Raw genomic sequence first — 15,234 nt, 5'->3', positions numbered from 1 at the left:
CCACGCCCCCGGCCACCGCCGGGGTCCAGGAACACTCCCGAAGAGAAGTCCGCACTCTGTACACGCACTTCGAGCACTTCGATCACCTTCCCTTCCCGGCCCGGATGCGGGCCGTCGCCGAGCACGGCCGTTCCCTCGATGAGGACGGCTATCGAGCCGCCCACGCGGCGCTCGCAAAGGGGAGCCCGGACGAGCGGCACCTCGCGCTCTTCCTCGCCGTCGTCCGCCGCGACATCGACGCCGTGGCCGTCGCGCTCGACGACCCCCGGTTGCGCCGCCGCGCCCTGGCGGCCGCCATCCGCCTGCCCGTTCCCGACGCCGCCCTGGCGCGGCTCGCGCTGAGCGGCACTCGTGGCGTACGACGCGACGCCTACCGCATCCTGCGGCTGTCCCGGCGCCGTGAACTCGCGGCACGGCTGCTGCCGGAGGTCCACGAGCGGTACGGGGAGGCCGAGGCGGCACAACTGCTGCCGGCCTGCCCTGCCGGCACGGTCGAGGAATGGCTGCCCCGGCTCGGCGCTCCCTTCGGCGTGCTGGCATCGCTGGTCCGTACGGCACCGCGGGCGGTCGCGGAACACCTCGTCCAGGCCGGCGAGCGGGCCGAGGGCACCGGCGGGTGGTACCGGTTCGTCCGCCGTTACGCGGACCTGGCGGAGAGCGTGGCCCGGCGGGACCCCGGAGCCGCGCTGAGCCTCGCCGAGAAGGCGCCGCGCCTCCTGTCCGGCGAGGCCGTGGTCGCCGTCCTGCGCCGCCCGCGCGACCTGCTTGCCGCCGTCGGCCGCGCGGGCGTCACAGAACTGCCGCTGGCCGACGGACCGTTGCCCAGGAGCGTCCGTCGTGCGCTGCGCGAACTGGCCCCCGAGGAACTCGCGGCCCTGACAGCGGTGTGCCGCCCCCAGGACGACGAGCACCGGGAACTGACCGAACCCGTCACCGAGGATCCCCTCCTGGCGCTTCTTCCGCCCGTCGAGCGCGTCCGCCTGGTGCGCGAACGCGTGCCAGGCGGAAACCGGCACAAGGCGCCGGTCAGCGCGGTCGCCGCGTTGGAGCCCGCGGCCCGCGCCGAGTTCCTCCAGGACCTGTCCGTCGTCCCGGGGCCCGAGCGCGACGTCCGGCTGCGCTTCGGCGTGCTCCTTCCGCTTGCGGAGGCCGAACCCCTCTTCCGCGGCCTGGCCGACGACTTCACCGTCCATCGGAGACGCTCCGCCTGGCCGGGACTCCTCGCCGCCGCGGCCCGGCACGGCGACCTCGCGGAGTACGCCCGCATCTTCGTCACGTGTGAACGCGCCTGGCACGACCAGTGCACCGTACGTCAGGCGGCATTGGAGCAGGCGGCGCTCGCACCGGCCCGGCTGCTCGCGGCCGTCCCGTACACGGCGTTGCGGGACGCGGCCCTGACCACCGTCCAGTCCTACGACTCGACCGCCTGCACCCTCCAAGCCGCCGAACGGCTCCTGCGCCGGGTGACCGTGGCGGCCGCCACGCGCGGTGACCACGAACGCGCCGCGGCTGTCGTGCCGTTGCTCGCCCAGGTCGTCACCGACGCCCGGTTCCCGGGTCGCGCGAGGCCGCTGGACGTCGACCGGTCGGCGGCCCGCGCGATCTGGGCGGCGGGCACCGGGGGCGGAAGCGCGCGGAACGCCCTCGGCATGGCCGCACTCCTGGAGCGCCACGCCGCCGCCCTGCCGGGCTGTGACGACCTGCTCGTCCGTACCGCCCTGGGGAGTGACGATCCCGACGCCGCCGCACACGCCGCCGGGGCCTGGCTCGCCGACCCCGCGACACGGGAGGCCCGTGCGGCGGAACTCCTGGCGTCCGGCAGGCGGTTCGCCGCGGTGCCGCGCCTTGAGGAGACGGTGACGCGGCGCCGTACCGACCTGCTGGAGCGTCTGCCCGCCGCGGTCCCGCAGCCGTGGCTGCCGGGGCTGCCCGGGACCGCCGAGGGGCGCTGGCTGCCGGTGCAGCGGGCGCTGATCGCCCGGCACTTGGCGGGCATCGCCGCCGACGAAGACCTGCCGCTGAGGCAACGCACCAAGGCCGCTGCCCATTTGCGCGACGCATCGGCCCTGCGGCGGCTCACCGGGGGAGAGGTCCCGCAGCCCGTTGTGGCTGCCGCCCTGGCCTCGCTCGGCCGGATGGCCGACCCCGCCGCGCTCGGTCCGCTGCTGGAGCACGCCGGCACGGGTGGCGTGCGCGGCCGGGCAGCGATGGCCGCGCTGCGCCGTCTCCTCGACGCGATTCCCGACACGGAGGCGATCGAACGGCTCGGTGCCATCGCAGCCGACCCGAGGGCACCGGTCGGCTCGCGGAAGGAGGCTGCGCGGGCCCTGGGCGAACGCTCCGGCGAGCAGGCGTTCCTCGCCCTGCTGGCCGCGTGGGACGTGCCGGGCCAGCACCACGACGTGCTCGCCGTTCTGGCCGTGCCGCTGACCGCCGCCCTGGACCGGCCCGGCATCGCCGCCTGCCTGCGGGCCCGGATGGGGCAGCCGGCGGTCCGCAAGGCCGTCATCGACAGCCGCCGGGACGCGGCCCCGGCCGCTGCGAAGGCCCACACGCACTTCCTGGCCGCCCTGGTGCGCGAGGGAGGCGACGCGGACGTCGTGGCGGCCGCCTGCGGTGCGCTGGGCGCGGTCGCCCGCGACCACGGCGCGGACGAGGTGGTGGCCGGAGCGCTGGCCGCCGCACTGTCCGACCCCGCACGCCCGCACGGCGAGCGGTACACCGCCGGGTACGCGCTCGCCAGTGCGGCTTCGCGCTCCGAGGCGGCGACCACCGCGCTGGACGGCGCGCTCCGCGCCCTGGGGTCGGGCCGGGAGGGGCTGCGCCTGCTCGACCGTCTGTCCACGAGCCACTACCGGTACGCCGCCCCGGCGCTGGACGCTTACGCGAAAGCCCTGGAACGTGCGGGGCTGGGACGCGCCGCCGCCCGCGCGGCCTTCGGCGCCGCATTCGCGGCGCTGCGCGAGGGCGACACCGGCGAGGAGCGGTGGGAGTACTGCCTTCGGCTTCTCGAGGGGCACCCGTACGTCCTGCCCTTGGACGACCAGCGTTCCGTGGTCGTCGGTGCCCGCGACGGCCGGACGTCCCCGGGTCTCCTTGATCTGGCCCGCGCCTTGAGCAGGCGCCCCGGCACGCCGGCCGGCCTGCTCGCGGTGCTCCTCGTCCGCGCGGGCGGGGATGCCACGGGATGGACGGACCCCTGGGCGGCCGAACTGGACTCCCTCACGGCGCACCCCGACCCCGACGTGGCGGAGGCCGCCCTGACCGCCGACCTGAGACGCCCGCTCGCCCCGGGCGCTGCGGGCTAGTCCTCAGTCAGGGGCACCGCCGGTGCCTGCGGTGCCTGGAGCAGCACATTGTGCACGTAGTCCTCGACCGTGGCGTCCAGCCCGACATCGTGCTGCGCCTGCTCCGACATGAACCAGCGGTGCTCCAGCAGCTCGTGGTAGACCTGCGCCGTGTCCATGCCGCGGCGCAGCTCGCGCGGGACGGCGCGGACGGTCGGGCGGAAGACGTCGCGGACCCAGCGGTGGGCCAGCACCTCGGGACGGGCACCGAGGGGGTCGCCGGGGGCGTAGTCGTCCTGGGTGGCCATCCAGGTCTCCAGGTCGTTGAGGAGGCTGCGGGCCTGGTTCTCCTCTGCGTCGAGGCCGGTGAGCCGGAGCAGCTGGCGCTGGTGGTGGCCGGCGTCGACGACCTTGGGCAGGAACGTGACCTGGTCGCCGTCCGGCGACTTCTGGATCTGCATCTCGGCCACGTCGAAGCCGAGTTCGTTGAGCCGCCGGATGCGCCGGTCGATGTAGTGCCGCTTGGCCACCGGGTAGACCGACTCGCGGGTGAGCTCGTGCCACAGCTCGTCGTAGCGATCGGCGATGGCCTGGCCGAAGGTGATCGGGTCCACGGAGGGGTGCAGGGAACCGCCCGCCTCCAGGTCCATCAGCTCGCCCGCGATGTTGACCCGAGCCACCTCGATGTCGTACTCGCGCTGGCCGCGGGAGAGGTTGGCCTGGATCTGGCCGGTCTCGGCGTCCACCAGGTAGGCCGCGTACGCACCCGCGTCGCGCCGGAACAGGGTGTTGGACAGCGAGCAGTCACCCCAGGCGAAGCCCGCAAGGTGCAGCCGGACCAGGAGGACGGCAAGCGCGTCGAGAAGGCGGTTGACGGTGCCCGGCCGCATCGTCGTCTCGAACATCGAGCGGTAGGGCTGAGAGCCGCCCAGGTGCCGGGTGATCAGCACGGGCTCGAGCGGCGTACCGCGGTCGTCCTTGCGGCCGGTGACCACGGCCAGCGGGTCGACCGCGGGGATGCCGATCCGGTCCAGGTCCCGCAGCAGCCCGTACTCGCGGACGGCGGCCCACTCGCCGACCTCCTTGACCGCCACCACCTCGTCCCCGGCGAGCGCGAAGCGCACCACGTGCCGGGAGATACCGCGGGGCAGGGCCACCAGGTACTCCTCGGGCCACTCCTCCAGCGGCACGTTCCACGGCAGGTCGAGGAGGGCGGCCGGATGCTCCGGGGAGGTCGCGGTGATCTGGAGGTCCATGACGCACAAGTGTGCGGCACGGGGGTGGCCGCGCACGATACCGGGGGGCGGGCGCATACGCTGCGTCCATGACGGAACGGCTGGTGGTCATCGGGGGCGACGCGGCGGGCATGTCGGCCGCGTCCCAGGCACGCCGACGCAGGGGCCCGGAGGATCTGGAGATCATCGCCTTCGAACGCGGCCGCCGTACGTCCTACTCGGCCTGCGGCATCCCCTACTGGATCGCCGGGGACGCCGAGGGCCCCGACGAGCTGATCGCCCGCTCGCCCGAGGAGCACCGGGCCCGCCACATCGACGTGCGGCTCGGCACCGAGGTGGTCGGAATCGACCCGGACGCGCGCCGGGTGCGCACCCGCGACTCCTCCGGTGCCGAGGACTGGACCGGGTTCGACCAGCTCGTGATCGCCACCGGGGCCGTCCCCAAGCGCCCCGGCATCCCGGGGATCGACGCCGCCGGGGTCCACGGGGTGCAGATCCTCGACGACGGGGAGGAGATCCTCAATGCGCTCGACGGCACCCCGGCGCGGAACGCGGTCGTGGTCGGCGGCGGGTACATCGGCGTCGAGATGGCCGAGGCCATGCTGCGGCACGGGCTGCGCGTCACGCTGATCGAACGGGCCGACGAGCCCATGTCCACCCTCGACCCGGACATGGGACACCTGGTGCGCAAGGCCATGGAGGGGCTCGGGGTCACCGTCGTCACCGGTTCCGCCGTGCGCGAGGTGCTGACCGGCGCCGACGGCCGGGTCCGCGCGGTGGCCACCGATGCGGGCGAGTACCCGGCCGACGTCGTCGTGCTCGGCCTCGGCGTGGCTCCCAACACCGGACTGGCGCGGGAGGCCGGACTCCCGCTCGGCGAGCACGGCGGGCTGCTCACCGACCGCGCCATGCGGGTGCGGGGCGCCGACGGCATCTGGGCGGCGGGCGACTGCGTGGAGGTCCTCAACCTGGTGTCCGGCGGGATGCAGCACATCCCCCTCGGCACCCACGCGAACAAGCAGGGCCGGGTCGTCGGCACGAACATCGGCGGCGGCTACGCCACCTTCCCCGGGGTCGTCGGCACGGCGGTCAGCAAGGTCTGCGACCTGGAGATCGCCCGCACGGGCCTCAAGGCCTCGCAGGCCGACGCGGCCGGCCTGCAGTACGTGACCGCCGTGGTGGAGTCCACCAGCCGGGCCCGCTACTACCCGGGCTCGGCGCCCATGACGGTCAAGGCGATCGCCGAACGCGGCACCGGGCGGCTGCTCGGGCTGCAGATCGTCGGACGCGAGGGCGCTGCCAAGCGGGTCGACATCGGCGCGGTGGCCCTGACGGCGGGCATGACGGCCGAGCAGGTGACCGCCCTCGACCTCGGCTACGCCCCGCCGTTCTCGCCGGTGTGGGACCCGGTGCTGGTGGCGGCCCGCAAGGTCGCCGAAAAGGTGCACCAGGACCTGCGCGAGGACCCCCAGGCGGGCTGAGCCGGGAGTGCCGGCCAGGGTGCTGCTGGTGCGCTGTCCTGCGACAACTGGCGGCGCCGGCCGTCAGATGGCTCCGCCGTTGATGAAGAGGGTCTGGCCGTTGATCCAGCGGCCGGGGCCCGCGAGAAAGGCGACCGTCCCTGAGACGTCGTCCGGCTCGCCGAGTCGCCCGAGCGGCGGCTCGGCGGAGATGCGGTCGATCACCTCCTGGCTCTTCCCTTCGAAGAACAGGGGCGTGGCGATGGGGCCGGGGGCCACGACGTTGACGGTGATGTCCCGCCCCCGCAGTTCGCGGGCGAGGATCAGGGCCATGGCCTGGATCGCGCCCTTGGTCGCCGCGTACGCGGTGTAGCCGGGCCGGCTGAACTTGGTGATGGAACTGGAGAAGTTGATGATGGCGCCGCCGGAGCGGAGCCGCTTCGCGGCCTGCTGGTTCACCACGTAGGTGCCGCGGACGTTGACGCGCAGCAGCCGGTCGAGCTGGTCGAGGTCGAAGTCGACCATCGGGCCGACGGGCATGATCCCAGCCGCGTGGACCAGGACGTCGACCCCGCCGAACTCGGTCTCCACCTCGTCGAACATGGCCGCGACCGCGACCTCGTCCGCCACGTCCGCGCGTTTTGCCACGACCGCCCCGCCACTGGCGGCAATCTCCTTGACGGTGTCGTTCGCCTGGGCCTCGTTCCCCGAGTAGTTCACCACGACCTGGTAGCCGAGCCGGGCGAGATAGCCCGCCGTCTCCCGGCCCATGCCGCGCGTACCGCCGGTAACAACAACCACGCGCCCCGCGCCTTGCTCTGCCTCGCTCATGATCTGCCTACCTCTCGTCCTGTTGTGAGTCCGACGACGGCCCCGTGGGGTCGAGCACAGCGGCGAACCGGTGGGGAGCACCACTGCGTGCGCCGCCGAAACCCCATCCAGTGTCTACTCATCCTGATGGCAGATGCACGGCGGCGCTTGTTCGCCGACGGTGCGCCGTCCGGGGGCGACGGGCCCGCACGGGGGCCCTGGCGGGCCGGCTCAGCTGGGCCGGGCGGCCAGCTTGTCCAGGGCTTCCAGCAGTCCCGGCAGTTCGGGGCCGCGGCCGACCGGGAGTACTTCGCCCGGCTCCTCGTCGAGCAGCACGAAGGCGACGTCGTCGGTGCGGGCCACCAGGCTCCAGTCCGTCCCGTCCACGCGCAGCGTGCGGACACCCTCCCCGGCCGCCGTCGACCGTATGCGGCCGGGCGGCGGAGGGGTGTTGACGTACTCCTGGGCGGCGGTCAACGCGCGGCGCACGCCCGGGTGGAGGCCGCTCCCCGTGTGCGTGTCCGGCTCTGCTTCCCCGTCCTCGCCGGACCCGGCCGGTTCGCCCAGCTGTTCACGCCAGGTGCGCCACTGGAGGGCGATCTCGTCGGCGCCCATGCGCCGCTGGGCCGGCCCCCACTGCTCGCTGTCCGGTGGCGAGAGCGGGTGTCCCGCGTCCTTCTCGTCGGGGTCGTGGGGTGCGGCGACCCCCGGGGCGGCGACGGCCACCGGCAGCGGCCAGCCGGGCAGGGCGGCGATCACCGAGTGCTCGTCGGGGGACAGGTCGTACTCCAGCCCGCAGTCCCAGGCGGCCAGGGCGCACGCCACAAGGGCGGTGTCGTTGACCGCCACGGTCCACCGGGCGCCGGCACCGTCCTGCCCGAAGATCAGGCCGTAGCCGCCGGTGACCGCTTCGAGGCCGAGCTCGGCGCAGGCCGCCGGGTAGTCGTCGGCGAGGACGCTCGGGAACTGCGCGGGCGTCAGCATCGCCGCCGTGAGCACGAACAGCGCGTCGTCGTCCGTCGCGGACACGGGCATCCCCTTCCGAGTGGTACTCCGTGGTGCGCGCACCCTAACCAGCCGGTGAGACCCGCGTCGAGAGCGGAGCCACGCCTGTGGAAAACCCTTCACCAGCCCGGAAGCGCTCCCGGGAACCGCCGCGGCGGCCAACTTCCGCACCCCGCAAGGCGGCTGCCTGCGCGGATGCGGTACGGGTGCCTCCGCTTCGCGGCCGTGCGGGAGCGGTGAACGGCATCGCGGTCGGCAAGGCCTATGCCTTCATCGCGGCCGTCGCCAGGAACCGGTCGCCGGTGTCCGCGTAGCCGGTCATCGTCCAGCCCGCCCCGTCGAGCAGGGGCCGCAGGTTGGGCTCGGCGCGCAGGTCGTCGGGGGTGAGCCGGCGGCCCTGCCGGGCGGCGAGTGCGGCCCGCCCGATGGGGTGGAAGAGGGCCAGCAACCCGCCGGGCCGGGTCACCCGGGCCAGTTCGCGCAGGCACGCAGCGGGGTCCGGCAGGTGGCCGATGAGCCCGGCCGCGAAGACGGCGTCCACGACGTCGTCGCGCAGCGGCAGGCGTGCGCAGTCGGCCAGCACCAGGGCGCCGTCCGCCCCACGACCCGCCCGGACCGCTGCGGTCAGCATCTCGGGGGTCAGGTCGGCGCCCACGACCGCCCCCGACGGGCCCACCGCGTGCCGGAGGAACGGCAGCGCGCGACCGGTGCCGCAGCCGGCGTCGAGCACGGTCTGTCCGGGACGCAGGCCGAGTTCGGCCACGGCCGCCCTGTAGGCGGGACCGTCGTTGGGGAACCGGGTGTCCCAGTCGGCGGCCCGGGCAGCGAAGAACTCACGCACATGAGCGGGGTCGGAATGCATGTCGGACACCTCTGGTGGGGCCGCGGTCGGCGCAGCGGGGGCGCGGGGCATCATGGTCGCATGCTCACGCTCCGTTCGATCGCCCTCTTCGTGCTTGCCGCGCTCCTTGAGATCGGCGGCGCCTGGCTGGTGTGGCAGGGCCTGCGCGAACACCGCGGCTGGGCCTGGATCGGCACCGGTGTGGTCGCGCTGGGCCTGTACGGATGTGTGGCCTCCCTGCAGCCGGACGCCCAATTCGGCCGCATTCTGGCCGCCTATGGCGGCGTGTTCATCGTGGGCTCGCTCGCCTGGGGAGTGGTTGCGGACGGTTACCGGCCCGACCGATTCGACGTCATCGGGGCACTGGTGTGCCTCGTGGGCGTCGGGGTCATCATGTATGCGCCCCGTGGCTCCTGAAACACCGCTGGCCTGTGCAGGTTCGGGCTCTGCGCGATCGTTCGGCAGCGCACGGGGAAAGCACCCTGTCAATTAACGCAGGGTTCCGTCATGGCCGAAGCCGGGTGCCGCGCCCGCACTAGCGTCCGGTGGCCATGGGACACATGGACCACGCCGCCTTCGGCTGGCTGACGCCGCTGCTCTCGTACGCCATGGCGTGCGTCGGGACGGCCCTCGGACTGCGCTGCACCGGCCGCGCCCTCGCCGCCACCGGCCGCTCCCGCCGCAACTGGCTGCTCACGGCCACGAGCGCGCTCGCCACCGGCATCTGGACGATGCACTTCGTCGCGATGCTCGGTTTCCGCGTCAGCGGTACCGAGATCCGCTACAACGTGCCGCTCACGGTGCTGAGCCTGCTGGTCGCCCTCGTCGTCGTCGGTCTCGGCGTCTTCGCCGTCGGCTACGGCAAGGGGCGCTTCCTGGCGCTGGCGGCCGGCGGGCTCACCACCGGCCTGGGCGTCGCGAGCATGCACTATCTCGGGATGGCGGCGATGCGCCTGCACGGCGAGGTCTCCTACGACCCCTGGGAGGTGGCCCTGTCCGTGTCCGTCGCGGTGGCCGCCGCGACCGTCGCCCTGTGGGCGGTGCTCACCGTGCACCGGCCCGTGGTCGTCGCGGGGGCGTCGCTCCTCATGGGCGCCGCGGTGAGCAGCATGCACTACACGGGGATGCTCGCCGTACGGGTGGACGTGCGGCCCTCGGCCGCCGAGCTGGGCGGGGCCGGTGCGACCGCCTTCCTCTTCCCGCTCATCGTCGGTCTCGGTTCGTACCTCTTCCTCACCTCGGCCTTCGTCGCGCTGTCCCCGACGGCGAGGGAACGCGGGGCCTCGGCGGCCGCCGCGCGGCTCGGGGAGGGTGCCGCGTGACGCCGCAGCGCGGCCGCCGGGCGCACGCCGGTCTTCCCGCCGACGAGCGGCCGCCGCGGACGTCCCTGCCGGGCCTTCGGCCCAGAACCGTCCGCGCGAAGATCGTCTGCCTGCTGATGGTGCCCGTCGTCTCCCTGATGGCGCTGTGGGCCTTCGCCGCCGTCACCACCGCGCAGGACATATCCGGTCAGATCCGGGCGCAGCGCATTGCAGAAACGATCCGCGAACCGGTCGTCACCACCATCACCGCGCTGGAGGCCGAACGCCGCGCCGCGGGGCACTCCATGGCGGAGCCGACGTCCACGGCCGCCGCCGCCGAGCTTCGGCGCCGGGCCGCGGCGACCGGCCGCGCCGTCGCCGAACTCCGCCTCGGCAAGGACCACACCGTGGCCGACGGAACCGGACTGCCCAGTGAAGTCGCCGACCGCGTGCGCGCCTTTGTCGGCGCCGTGGACGGCCTCGACGCACTGCGCCCCGGCGACAGCGGGGCACCCGCCGAGTGGGGCCGGGTCTACCAGGCCTACACGGACGCGATCACGGACGCCTTCGCCATTGCCGACGCGATCGCCGAATCGCCCCAGTCCCGCGTCGCCCTGGACATCGGACGCGCGGCCGAGCAACTGGCATGCGAGGACGCCCTGCTGTCCACCGCCGCCCTGGAGCACGACCTGCCCACCGCGCGCTACGGCGACGTCAGCGGGGCCATCCGCGCCCGCCGGCTCCTCCTTGCCGCCGCCGTGCCAGGGCTGACCGGCGACAACCGCCGTGCCTGGGAGCGGCTCAGCGGGTCCGAGGAGTACGCGGACCTTGCGGTGGTGGAGGACGCAGTCCTGGCAGCGGGCCCCGGCAAGGCCGCGGCCGACGCGGCTCCCGCCGCCGCCTGGGAACCGGCCGCCAGCCGCGTGTCGAGTGGCCTGGCGGCGATCGCGGTGGGCACGGCCCCCGCCCAGCAGCCCGTTCTTCACAGCCTCCTCAGCCGATCCGGCACGGCCGTGCTCCTCGGACTGATCGCCGTCGTCGCCTCGCTGCTCATCTCCGTGCGCATCGGGCGCGGTCTGGTGGTCGAACTCGTCGAACTGCGCAACACCGCCTTCGACCTCGCCCGGCGCAGACTGCCGCGCGCCATGCGGCGCCTGCGCGCGGGGGAGTCGCTCGACCTGGAGGCCGAGGCCCCGCTCGGGCGCCACGGAAGCGACGAGATCGGACAGGTCGCCGAGGCACTGGCCACCGTGCAGCGCTCCGCCCTGCGGGCCGCCGCGGAGCGCGCGGAACTCCTGAGCGGCGTCTCCGGGGTTTTCGTCAACCTCGCCCGCCGCAGTCAGGTGCTGGTGCACCGTCAGCTCGCCCTGCTCGACTCCATGGAGCGGCGCACCGAGGACCCCGAGGAGCTGGAGGACCTGTTCCGGCTCGACCACCTCAGCACCAGGATGCGGCGCCACGCGGAGGGCCTGATCATCCTCTCCGGGGCGGCACCAGGTCGCGCCTGGCGCAAGCCCGTACCGCTCGCCAATGTGGTGCGCGCCGCGGTCGCCGAGGTCGAGGACTACGCGCGCGTCGAGGTCCGGCGGTTGCCCAGGACGGCCGTGGTCGGCGCCGCGGTCGCCGACCTCACGCACTTGGTGGCCGAACTGGTCGAGAACGCGACCCAGTTCTCGCCGCCGCACACCAAGGTGCGCGTCTACGGCGAGCAGGTCGGCAACGGCTTCGTCCTCGAAGTGGAGGACCGCGGGCTCGGCATGGGCGCGGGAGCCATGGCGGAGGCCAACCGCCGTATCGGCCAGTCCCAGGCGCTCGACCTGTTCGACAGCGACCGGCTCGGCCTGTTCGTCGTGAGCAGGCTCGCCGCCCGGCACGACGTCAAGGTCGCGCTGCGCCCCTCGCCCTACGGGGGCACGACCGCTGTCGTCCTGCTCCCCAGCGCCCTGCTGCAGACCGGCGCTCAGGAGCCCGACGCCGCCAAGGCGCCCGTGACCAGGAGCGTGGCGCCCACGGTCCACGGGAGCGGCACCCTGGCCGAGGAGCCCGTGCACGCGGTGGCGGCGTCCCCGCGCCGGCCCGGTGAAGGAGCGCGGACCGCTGCACCCGGCCCGGTACCGGAACGCGAACCGGCCGCCACGCCGATGCCCTCGACCGGACCCGCCCCGGCTCCGACCCCTGTGTCCGTCGCCCCCGTACCGGCCTCCGCCGAACGCGAAGAGGCGACCGCGGCGGACGGCCCGCTCCCGCGCCGGGTACGGCGGGCGAGCCTCGCCCCGCAACTGCTCGAACGGCCCGCCGTCGACGGCGTGTCGGCCACCGGGCCGGAGCGGGAGGTGCCGGAGCGCTCCCCCGAGCAGGCACGCGCGACCCTGGCGGCCTACCGCAGCGGCTGGATCCGCGGCGGGGGCGCTCTGCCGCGCGAAGGCGACGGCGACACGGACAGTGCCGCCCGCCGTCCGCTGCGGGCCGCTCCGCCGTCCGAGCACGGCCACAACGGTGCCCGCGGCCACGGCGGCCCGCGTACGGCCCCGGAGAACGGCGACACCGACACCGGCCGTACCCCCGGCAGGGCATCCCGCGAAGGAGAGCACGGATGATCGACGCATCGAACCGGTCCGGTGAGCTGGACTGGCTCCTGGACGACCTCACCGAGCGGGTCGCCCAGGTCCGCCACGCCGTGGTGTTGTCCGGCGACGGACTGGCGGTGGGCGCCTCGCGCGGACTCAGCCGCGAGGACGCCGAGCACTTGGCGGCCGTCGCCTCGGGATTCCACAGCCTCGCCAAGGGCGCCGGCCGGCACTTCGACGCGGGTGCGGTCCGGCAGACCATGGTCGAACTCGACCACGGCTTCCTGTTCGTGGCCGCCGCGGGCGAGGGCTCGTGCCTCGCCGTGTTCACCACGGCGGGCGCCGATGTCGGCCTGATCGCCTACGAGATGGCCAGGCTCGTCAAGCGCGTCGGCGAACATCTGCAAACACCGCCGCGCCTCGGGGCCGCCGGCCCCGTCGCCGGCTGACCGGGCCGAGGGGTGATGAACGGCGGGCACCCGCGCCGTACGGGCGACCACTGGTACGACGACGAAGCCGGGCCCATGGTGCGGCCGTACGCCCTGACGGGCGGCCGGACCCGCCCCGGGACGGCCGGTGCCGGACTGGACCTGATCGCCCAGGTGATCGCCGAGCCCGGTGCGGCCGACGACCCGTCGCTCACCCATGAGCACGCCGCCCTGCTGGGGCTGTGCCGGCGCACCGCCCAGTCCGTCGCGGAGCTCGCGGCCGAGTCCGACCTGCCGGTGGGCGTCGTGCGCGTCCTGCTCGGCGACCTGCTGGCGCTCGGCTGTGTACGGGTCCGCGGCCCTGTGCCGCCGGCGCAACTCCCTGACGTGAGCATTCTGCGAGAGGTGATCAATGGACTCCGGGCACTCTGACACACCGCCCATGGCGCTGAAGATCCTCATCGCCGGCGGCTTCGGGGTGGGCAAGACCACGCTGGTGGGGGCGGTGAGCGAGATCCGGCCGCTGCGCACCGAGGAGCAGCTCACCGAGGCCGGGCGGGGGGTCGACGACACAGATGGGGTGGAGCGCAAGACAACCACCACCGTGGCGATGGACTTCGGCCGCATCAGCATCAGGGCGGACCTGTCGCTGTACCTGTTCGGCACACCCGGGCAGGACCGCTTCTGGTTCCTCTGGGACGAGCTGGCACAAGGTGCGCTCGGCGCCGTGGTGCTGGCGGACACACGCCGCCTGGAGGACTGCTTCCCCGCGGTGGACTTCTTCGAGCACCGGCGCATCCCCTTCGCGGTGGCCGTCAACCGTTTCCCCGGAGCGCGCGACCACGGTCCCAAGGACATCGCCAGGGCGCTCGACCTGGACGACGGCACCCCTGTGCTGACGTGCGACGCGCGGGAGCGGGCGTCGAGCAGGGACGTGCTGATCGCTCTGGTGGAGCACGCGGGGAGGATGCATGCCGCCCGTCTGCTGGACTCCGTGAGCTGACGGTCCGTCGGCAGGCGGGCACCCTAGCAGAACGGCGCGGCCGAAAATGAATAACAGCGTGCATTGAGGGGCTTCCGAGCCGGGTGCGTACAGGTGGACAGGCGGGGCGTACGGCCCCCGAGCCTCTATCGCGCTAGGAGTTCAGATGCACAAGCGGATCGGTGCCGCAGTCGCCGGAACGGCCGCTGCCCTCCTCCTCGTCACCGCCTGCGGCAGCGGGGCGTCGTCCGGTTACGACCAGGCGAGCAACGTGGCCCCCGCGGCCCAGCAGCAGAACGCGGCCCAGTCGGCCCAGCCCGGTGCCGACTCCTCCGGCGCCTACGGTTACGACGACCCGTCGGTGGCGAGTCCTTCCGCGAGTTCCGACGACGGTTACGGCTACGGCGACGACAGCAACGGCTCCGGGGACACCGCGGAAGATGTCTCGGACAAGAAGTGGCCGATCCTGTCGGTCGTCAACGACGCCAAACTCGGCGACATCCTGGTCGACTCCAAGGGACGCACGCTCTACCGGTTCGACAAGGACACCGACTGGCCGATGGTGTCGAACTGCACGGGCGACTGCCTGAAGAAGTGGCCGCCGGCCAAGCCCGTCTCCAAGGCGGAGGCCGAGGCCGCGGGCCTCAACCCCAAGCTCGTCAGCACCTACACGCGGTCGGACGGCACCAAGCAGCTGTCGTACAACTGCTGGCCGGTCTACTGGTACACCGGCGACACCAAGGCCGGCGACACCAACGGTCACGGCGTCGGCGGCACTTGGTGGGCGGTCGCCGCGAACGGCAAGAAGGCCAACGGCGGCAAGCCGGTCAGCTGAGCCGGCGTGGCCGGCCGGCCCCTGGCGTCATCCGGCCACGTCGGCCTCGGCGAGCACCTTGTCGATCCGCACGCGCACCAGCAGCTCGCCGGGCACACCATTGCGCTTCCCGTACTCCACCGCCCGCTCTTCCCCCATGTAGCGGGCCGCGATCCTGGTGGCCCACTCCAGCAGCGGGCCGGGATCATCGCTCACCTCGGCACGACCCTCCATGACCACGAACGAGAACGGCGGCCGGTCGTCGTCCACACACAGGGCGACCCGGCCGTCGCGTGCGATGTTCCGCCCCTTGGCGGTTCCCGCGCCGGTGTTGAAGACCAGATCGTCCCCGTCCAGCAAGAACCAGATGGGGGCGAGGTGCGGCCGCCCGTCCGTGCGGACCGTCGCCAGCTTGCCCGTCCGCGTCCCGGCGGACACAAAGGCCCGCCACTCTTCCTCGGTCATCCTGTGTCCCATACCCCCATCCTGCCCCGAGAGGGCGCC

At 73.8% G+C, this 15,234-nt stretch carries 14 protein-coding genes; 9 read left to right on the top strand and 5 right to left on the bottom strand.

All coding sequences use genetic code 11. The annotated features are described in order from the left end of the window. Positions 1-104: 104 nt before the first annotated feature. Entirely contained in the window at positions 105-3,308 is a 3,204-nt protein-coding gene (locus tag ACIP9H_RS22355; protein WP_401960353.1) for a hypothetical protein, read from the top strand. Here ACIP9H_RS22355 and ACIP9H_RS22350 read toward each other — a convergent pair. After that, entirely contained in the window at positions 3,305-4,543 is a 1,239-nt protein-coding gene (locus ACIP9H_RS22350) for a DUF4032 domain-containing protein (RefSeq protein ID WP_401590276.1), read from the bottom strand. The two genes, ACIP9H_RS22355 and ACIP9H_RS22350, sit on opposite strands and share 4 nt — an antisense overlap. Before the next feature lie 68 nt (positions 4,544-4,611). Here ACIP9H_RS22350 and ACIP9H_RS22345 point away from each other — a divergent pair, with 68 nt between their 5' ends. Next, positions 4,612-6,003 carry an FAD-dependent oxidoreductase gene (locus ACIP9H_RS22345; protein WP_401960350.1) on the top strand — a complete coding sequence of 464 codons (1,392 nt, stop codon included), beginning with the start codon at positions 4,612-4,614 and terminating at the stop codon, positions 6,001-6,003. 63 nt (positions 6,004-6,066) lie between these two features. Here the strand turns inward: ACIP9H_RS22345 and ACIP9H_RS22340 are convergent, their stop codons facing one another. The 3 genes from ACIP9H_RS22340 to ACIP9H_RS22330 all read right to left on the bottom strand — a co-directional run bounded on the left by ACIP9H_RS22340 (position 6,067) and on the right by ACIP9H_RS22330 (position 8,659). After that, positions 6,067-6,813, bottom strand: a complete 747-nt coding sequence (locus tag ACIP9H_RS22340; RefSeq protein ID WP_360900036.1) for an SDR family oxidoreductase — start codon at positions 6,811-6,813, stop codon at positions 6,067-6,069. Positions 6,814-7,023: 210 nt separating this feature from the next. Then, on the bottom strand, positions 7,024-7,827 hold the full coding sequence (locus ACIP9H_RS22335) for a hypothetical protein (RefSeq protein WP_401590268.1): 804 nt from the start codon (positions 7,825-7,827) through the stop codon (positions 7,024-7,026). Positions 7,828-8,059: 232 nt separating this feature from the next. Continuing rightward, entirely contained in the window at positions 8,060-8,659 is a 600-nt protein-coding gene (locus tag ACIP9H_RS22330; RefSeq protein ID WP_401590265.1) for a class I SAM-dependent methyltransferase, read from the bottom strand. A 60-nt stretch (positions 8,660-8,719) separates the two neighbouring features. Between ACIP9H_RS22330 and ACIP9H_RS22325 the strand changes: the two genes are divergently transcribed. The 7 genes from ACIP9H_RS22325 (at position 8,720) to ACIP9H_RS22295 (ending at position 14,751) form a co-directional block, all read left to right on the top strand. Next, positions 8,720-9,055: a YnfA family protein gene (locus ACIP9H_RS22325; protein WP_401590263.1), complete on the top strand. Its 336-nt coding sequence runs from the start codon at positions 8,720-8,722 to the stop codon at positions 9,053-9,055. 134 nt (positions 9,056-9,189) lie between these two features. Next, positions 9,190-9,960 carry an MHYT domain-containing protein gene (locus tag ACIP9H_RS22320; protein ID WP_401960346.1) on the top strand — a complete coding sequence of 257 codons (771 nt, stop codon included), beginning with the start codon at positions 9,190-9,192 and terminating at the stop codon, positions 9,958-9,960. A 116-nt stretch (positions 9,961-10,076) separates the two neighbouring features. Continuing rightward, the gene (locus tag ACIP9H_RS22315) at positions 10,077-12,536 is read left to right on the top strand and encodes a nitrate- and nitrite sensing domain-containing protein (protein WP_401960512.1); all 2,460 of its coding nucleotides are present in this window, start codon (positions 10,077-10,079) and stop codon (positions 12,534-12,536) included. Beyond that, positions 12,533-12,955, top strand: coding sequence for a roadblock/LC7 domain-containing protein (locus tag ACIP9H_RS22310; RefSeq protein WP_401960344.1), 423 nt, complete (start codon positions 12,533-12,535; stop codon positions 12,953-12,955). The genes ACIP9H_RS22315 and ACIP9H_RS22310 overlap by 4 nt, the downstream gene beginning before the upstream one ends. 15 nt (positions 12,956-12,970) lie before the next feature. Beyond that, on the top strand, positions 12,971-13,366 hold the full coding sequence (locus ACIP9H_RS22305; RefSeq protein ID WP_401960341.1) for a DUF742 domain-containing protein: 396 nt from the start codon (positions 12,971-12,973) through the stop codon (positions 13,364-13,366). Further along, positions 13,347-13,937, top strand: coding sequence for a GTP-binding protein (locus ACIP9H_RS22300; protein ID WP_401590252.1), 591 nt, complete (start codon positions 13,347-13,349; stop codon positions 13,935-13,937). The genes ACIP9H_RS22305 and ACIP9H_RS22300 overlap by 20 nt, the downstream gene beginning before the upstream one ends. Before the next feature lie 145 nt (positions 13,938-14,082). After that, a complete protein-coding gene (locus ACIP9H_RS22295; RefSeq protein WP_401960338.1) occupies positions 14,083-14,751 on the top strand; it encodes a hypothetical protein in 669 nt (222 codons plus the stop codon). Positions 14,752-14,778: 27 nt separating this feature from the next. Here the strand turns inward: ACIP9H_RS22295 and ACIP9H_RS22290 are convergent, their stop codons facing one another. After that, complete coding sequence (locus ACIP9H_RS22290; protein ID WP_401590246.1) at positions 14,779-15,207, bottom strand: PPOX class F420-dependent oxidoreductase; 429 nt, start codon at positions 15,205-15,207, stop codon at positions 14,779-14,781. Positions 15,208-15,234 lie beyond the last annotated feature (27 nt).

The organism is Streptomyces sp. NPDC088732 (assembly GCF_044751205.1).
Classification (GTDB): Bacteria; Actinomycetota; Actinomycetes; order Streptomycetales; family Streptomycetaceae; genus Actinacidiphila.
Note: the sequence above shows the minus strand (reverse complement) of the source record. Positions and strands in the feature narration are given on the sequence as shown.

What these genes read in the sequence shown, in the direction of transcription:
- ACIP9H_RS22340 (WP_360900036.1), bottom strand. Translation starts at nt 6,813, where the DNA reads ATGAGCGAGGCAGAGCAAGGCGCGGGGCGCGTGGTTGTTGTTACCGGC.
- ACIP9H_RS22295 (WP_401960338.1), top strand. Translation starts at nt 14,083, where the DNA reads ATGCACAAGCGGATCGGTGCCGCAGTCGCCGGAACGGCCGCTGCCCTC.
- ACIP9H_RS22335 (WP_401590268.1), bottom strand. Translation starts at nt 7,827, where the DNA reads ATGCCCGTGTCCGCGACGGACGACGACGCGCTGTTCGTGCTCACGGCG.
- ACIP9H_RS22290 (WP_401590246.1), bottom strand. Translation starts at nt 15,207, where the DNA reads ATGGGACACAGGATGACCGAGGAAGAGTGGCGGGCCTTTGTGTCCGCC.
- ACIP9H_RS22305 (WP_401960341.1), top strand. Translation starts at nt 12,971, where the DNA reads ATGAACGGCGGGCACCCGCGCCGTACGGGCGACCACTGGTACGACGAC.
- ACIP9H_RS22330 (WP_401590265.1), bottom strand. Translation starts at nt 8,659, where the DNA reads ATGCATTCCGACCCCGCTCATGTGCGTGAGTTCTTCGCTGCCCGGGCC.
- ACIP9H_RS22345 (WP_401960350.1), top strand. Translation starts at nt 4,612, where the DNA reads ATGACGGAACGGCTGGTGGTCATCGGGGGCGACGCGGCGGGCATGTCG.
- ACIP9H_RS22325 (WP_401590263.1), top strand. Translation starts at nt 8,720, where the DNA reads ATGCTCACGCTCCGTTCGATCGCCCTCTTCGTGCTTGCCGCGCTCCTT.
- ACIP9H_RS22300 (WP_401590252.1), top strand. Translation starts at nt 13,347, where the DNA reads ATGGACTCCGGGCACTCTGACACACCGCCCATGGCGCTGAAGATCCTC.
- ACIP9H_RS22350 (WP_401590276.1), bottom strand. Translation starts at nt 4,543, where the DNA reads ATGGACCTCCAGATCACCGCGACCTCCCCGGAGCATCCGGCCGCCCTC.
- ACIP9H_RS22320 (WP_401960346.1), top strand. Translation starts at nt 9,190, where the DNA reads ATGGGACACATGGACCACGCCGCCTTCGGCTGGCTGACGCCGCTGCTC.
- ACIP9H_RS22315 (WP_401960512.1), top strand. Translation starts at nt 10,077, where the DNA reads ATGGTGCCCGTCGTCTCCCTGATGGCGCTGTGGGCCTTCGCCGCCGTC.
- ACIP9H_RS22355 (WP_401960353.1), top strand. Translation starts at nt 105, where the DNA reads ATGCGGGCCGTCGCCGAGCACGGCCGTTCCCTCGATGAGGACGGCTAT.
- ACIP9H_RS22310 (WP_401960344.1), top strand. Translation starts at nt 12,533, where the DNA reads ATGATCGACGCATCGAACCGGTCCGGTGAGCTGGACTGGCTCCTGGAC.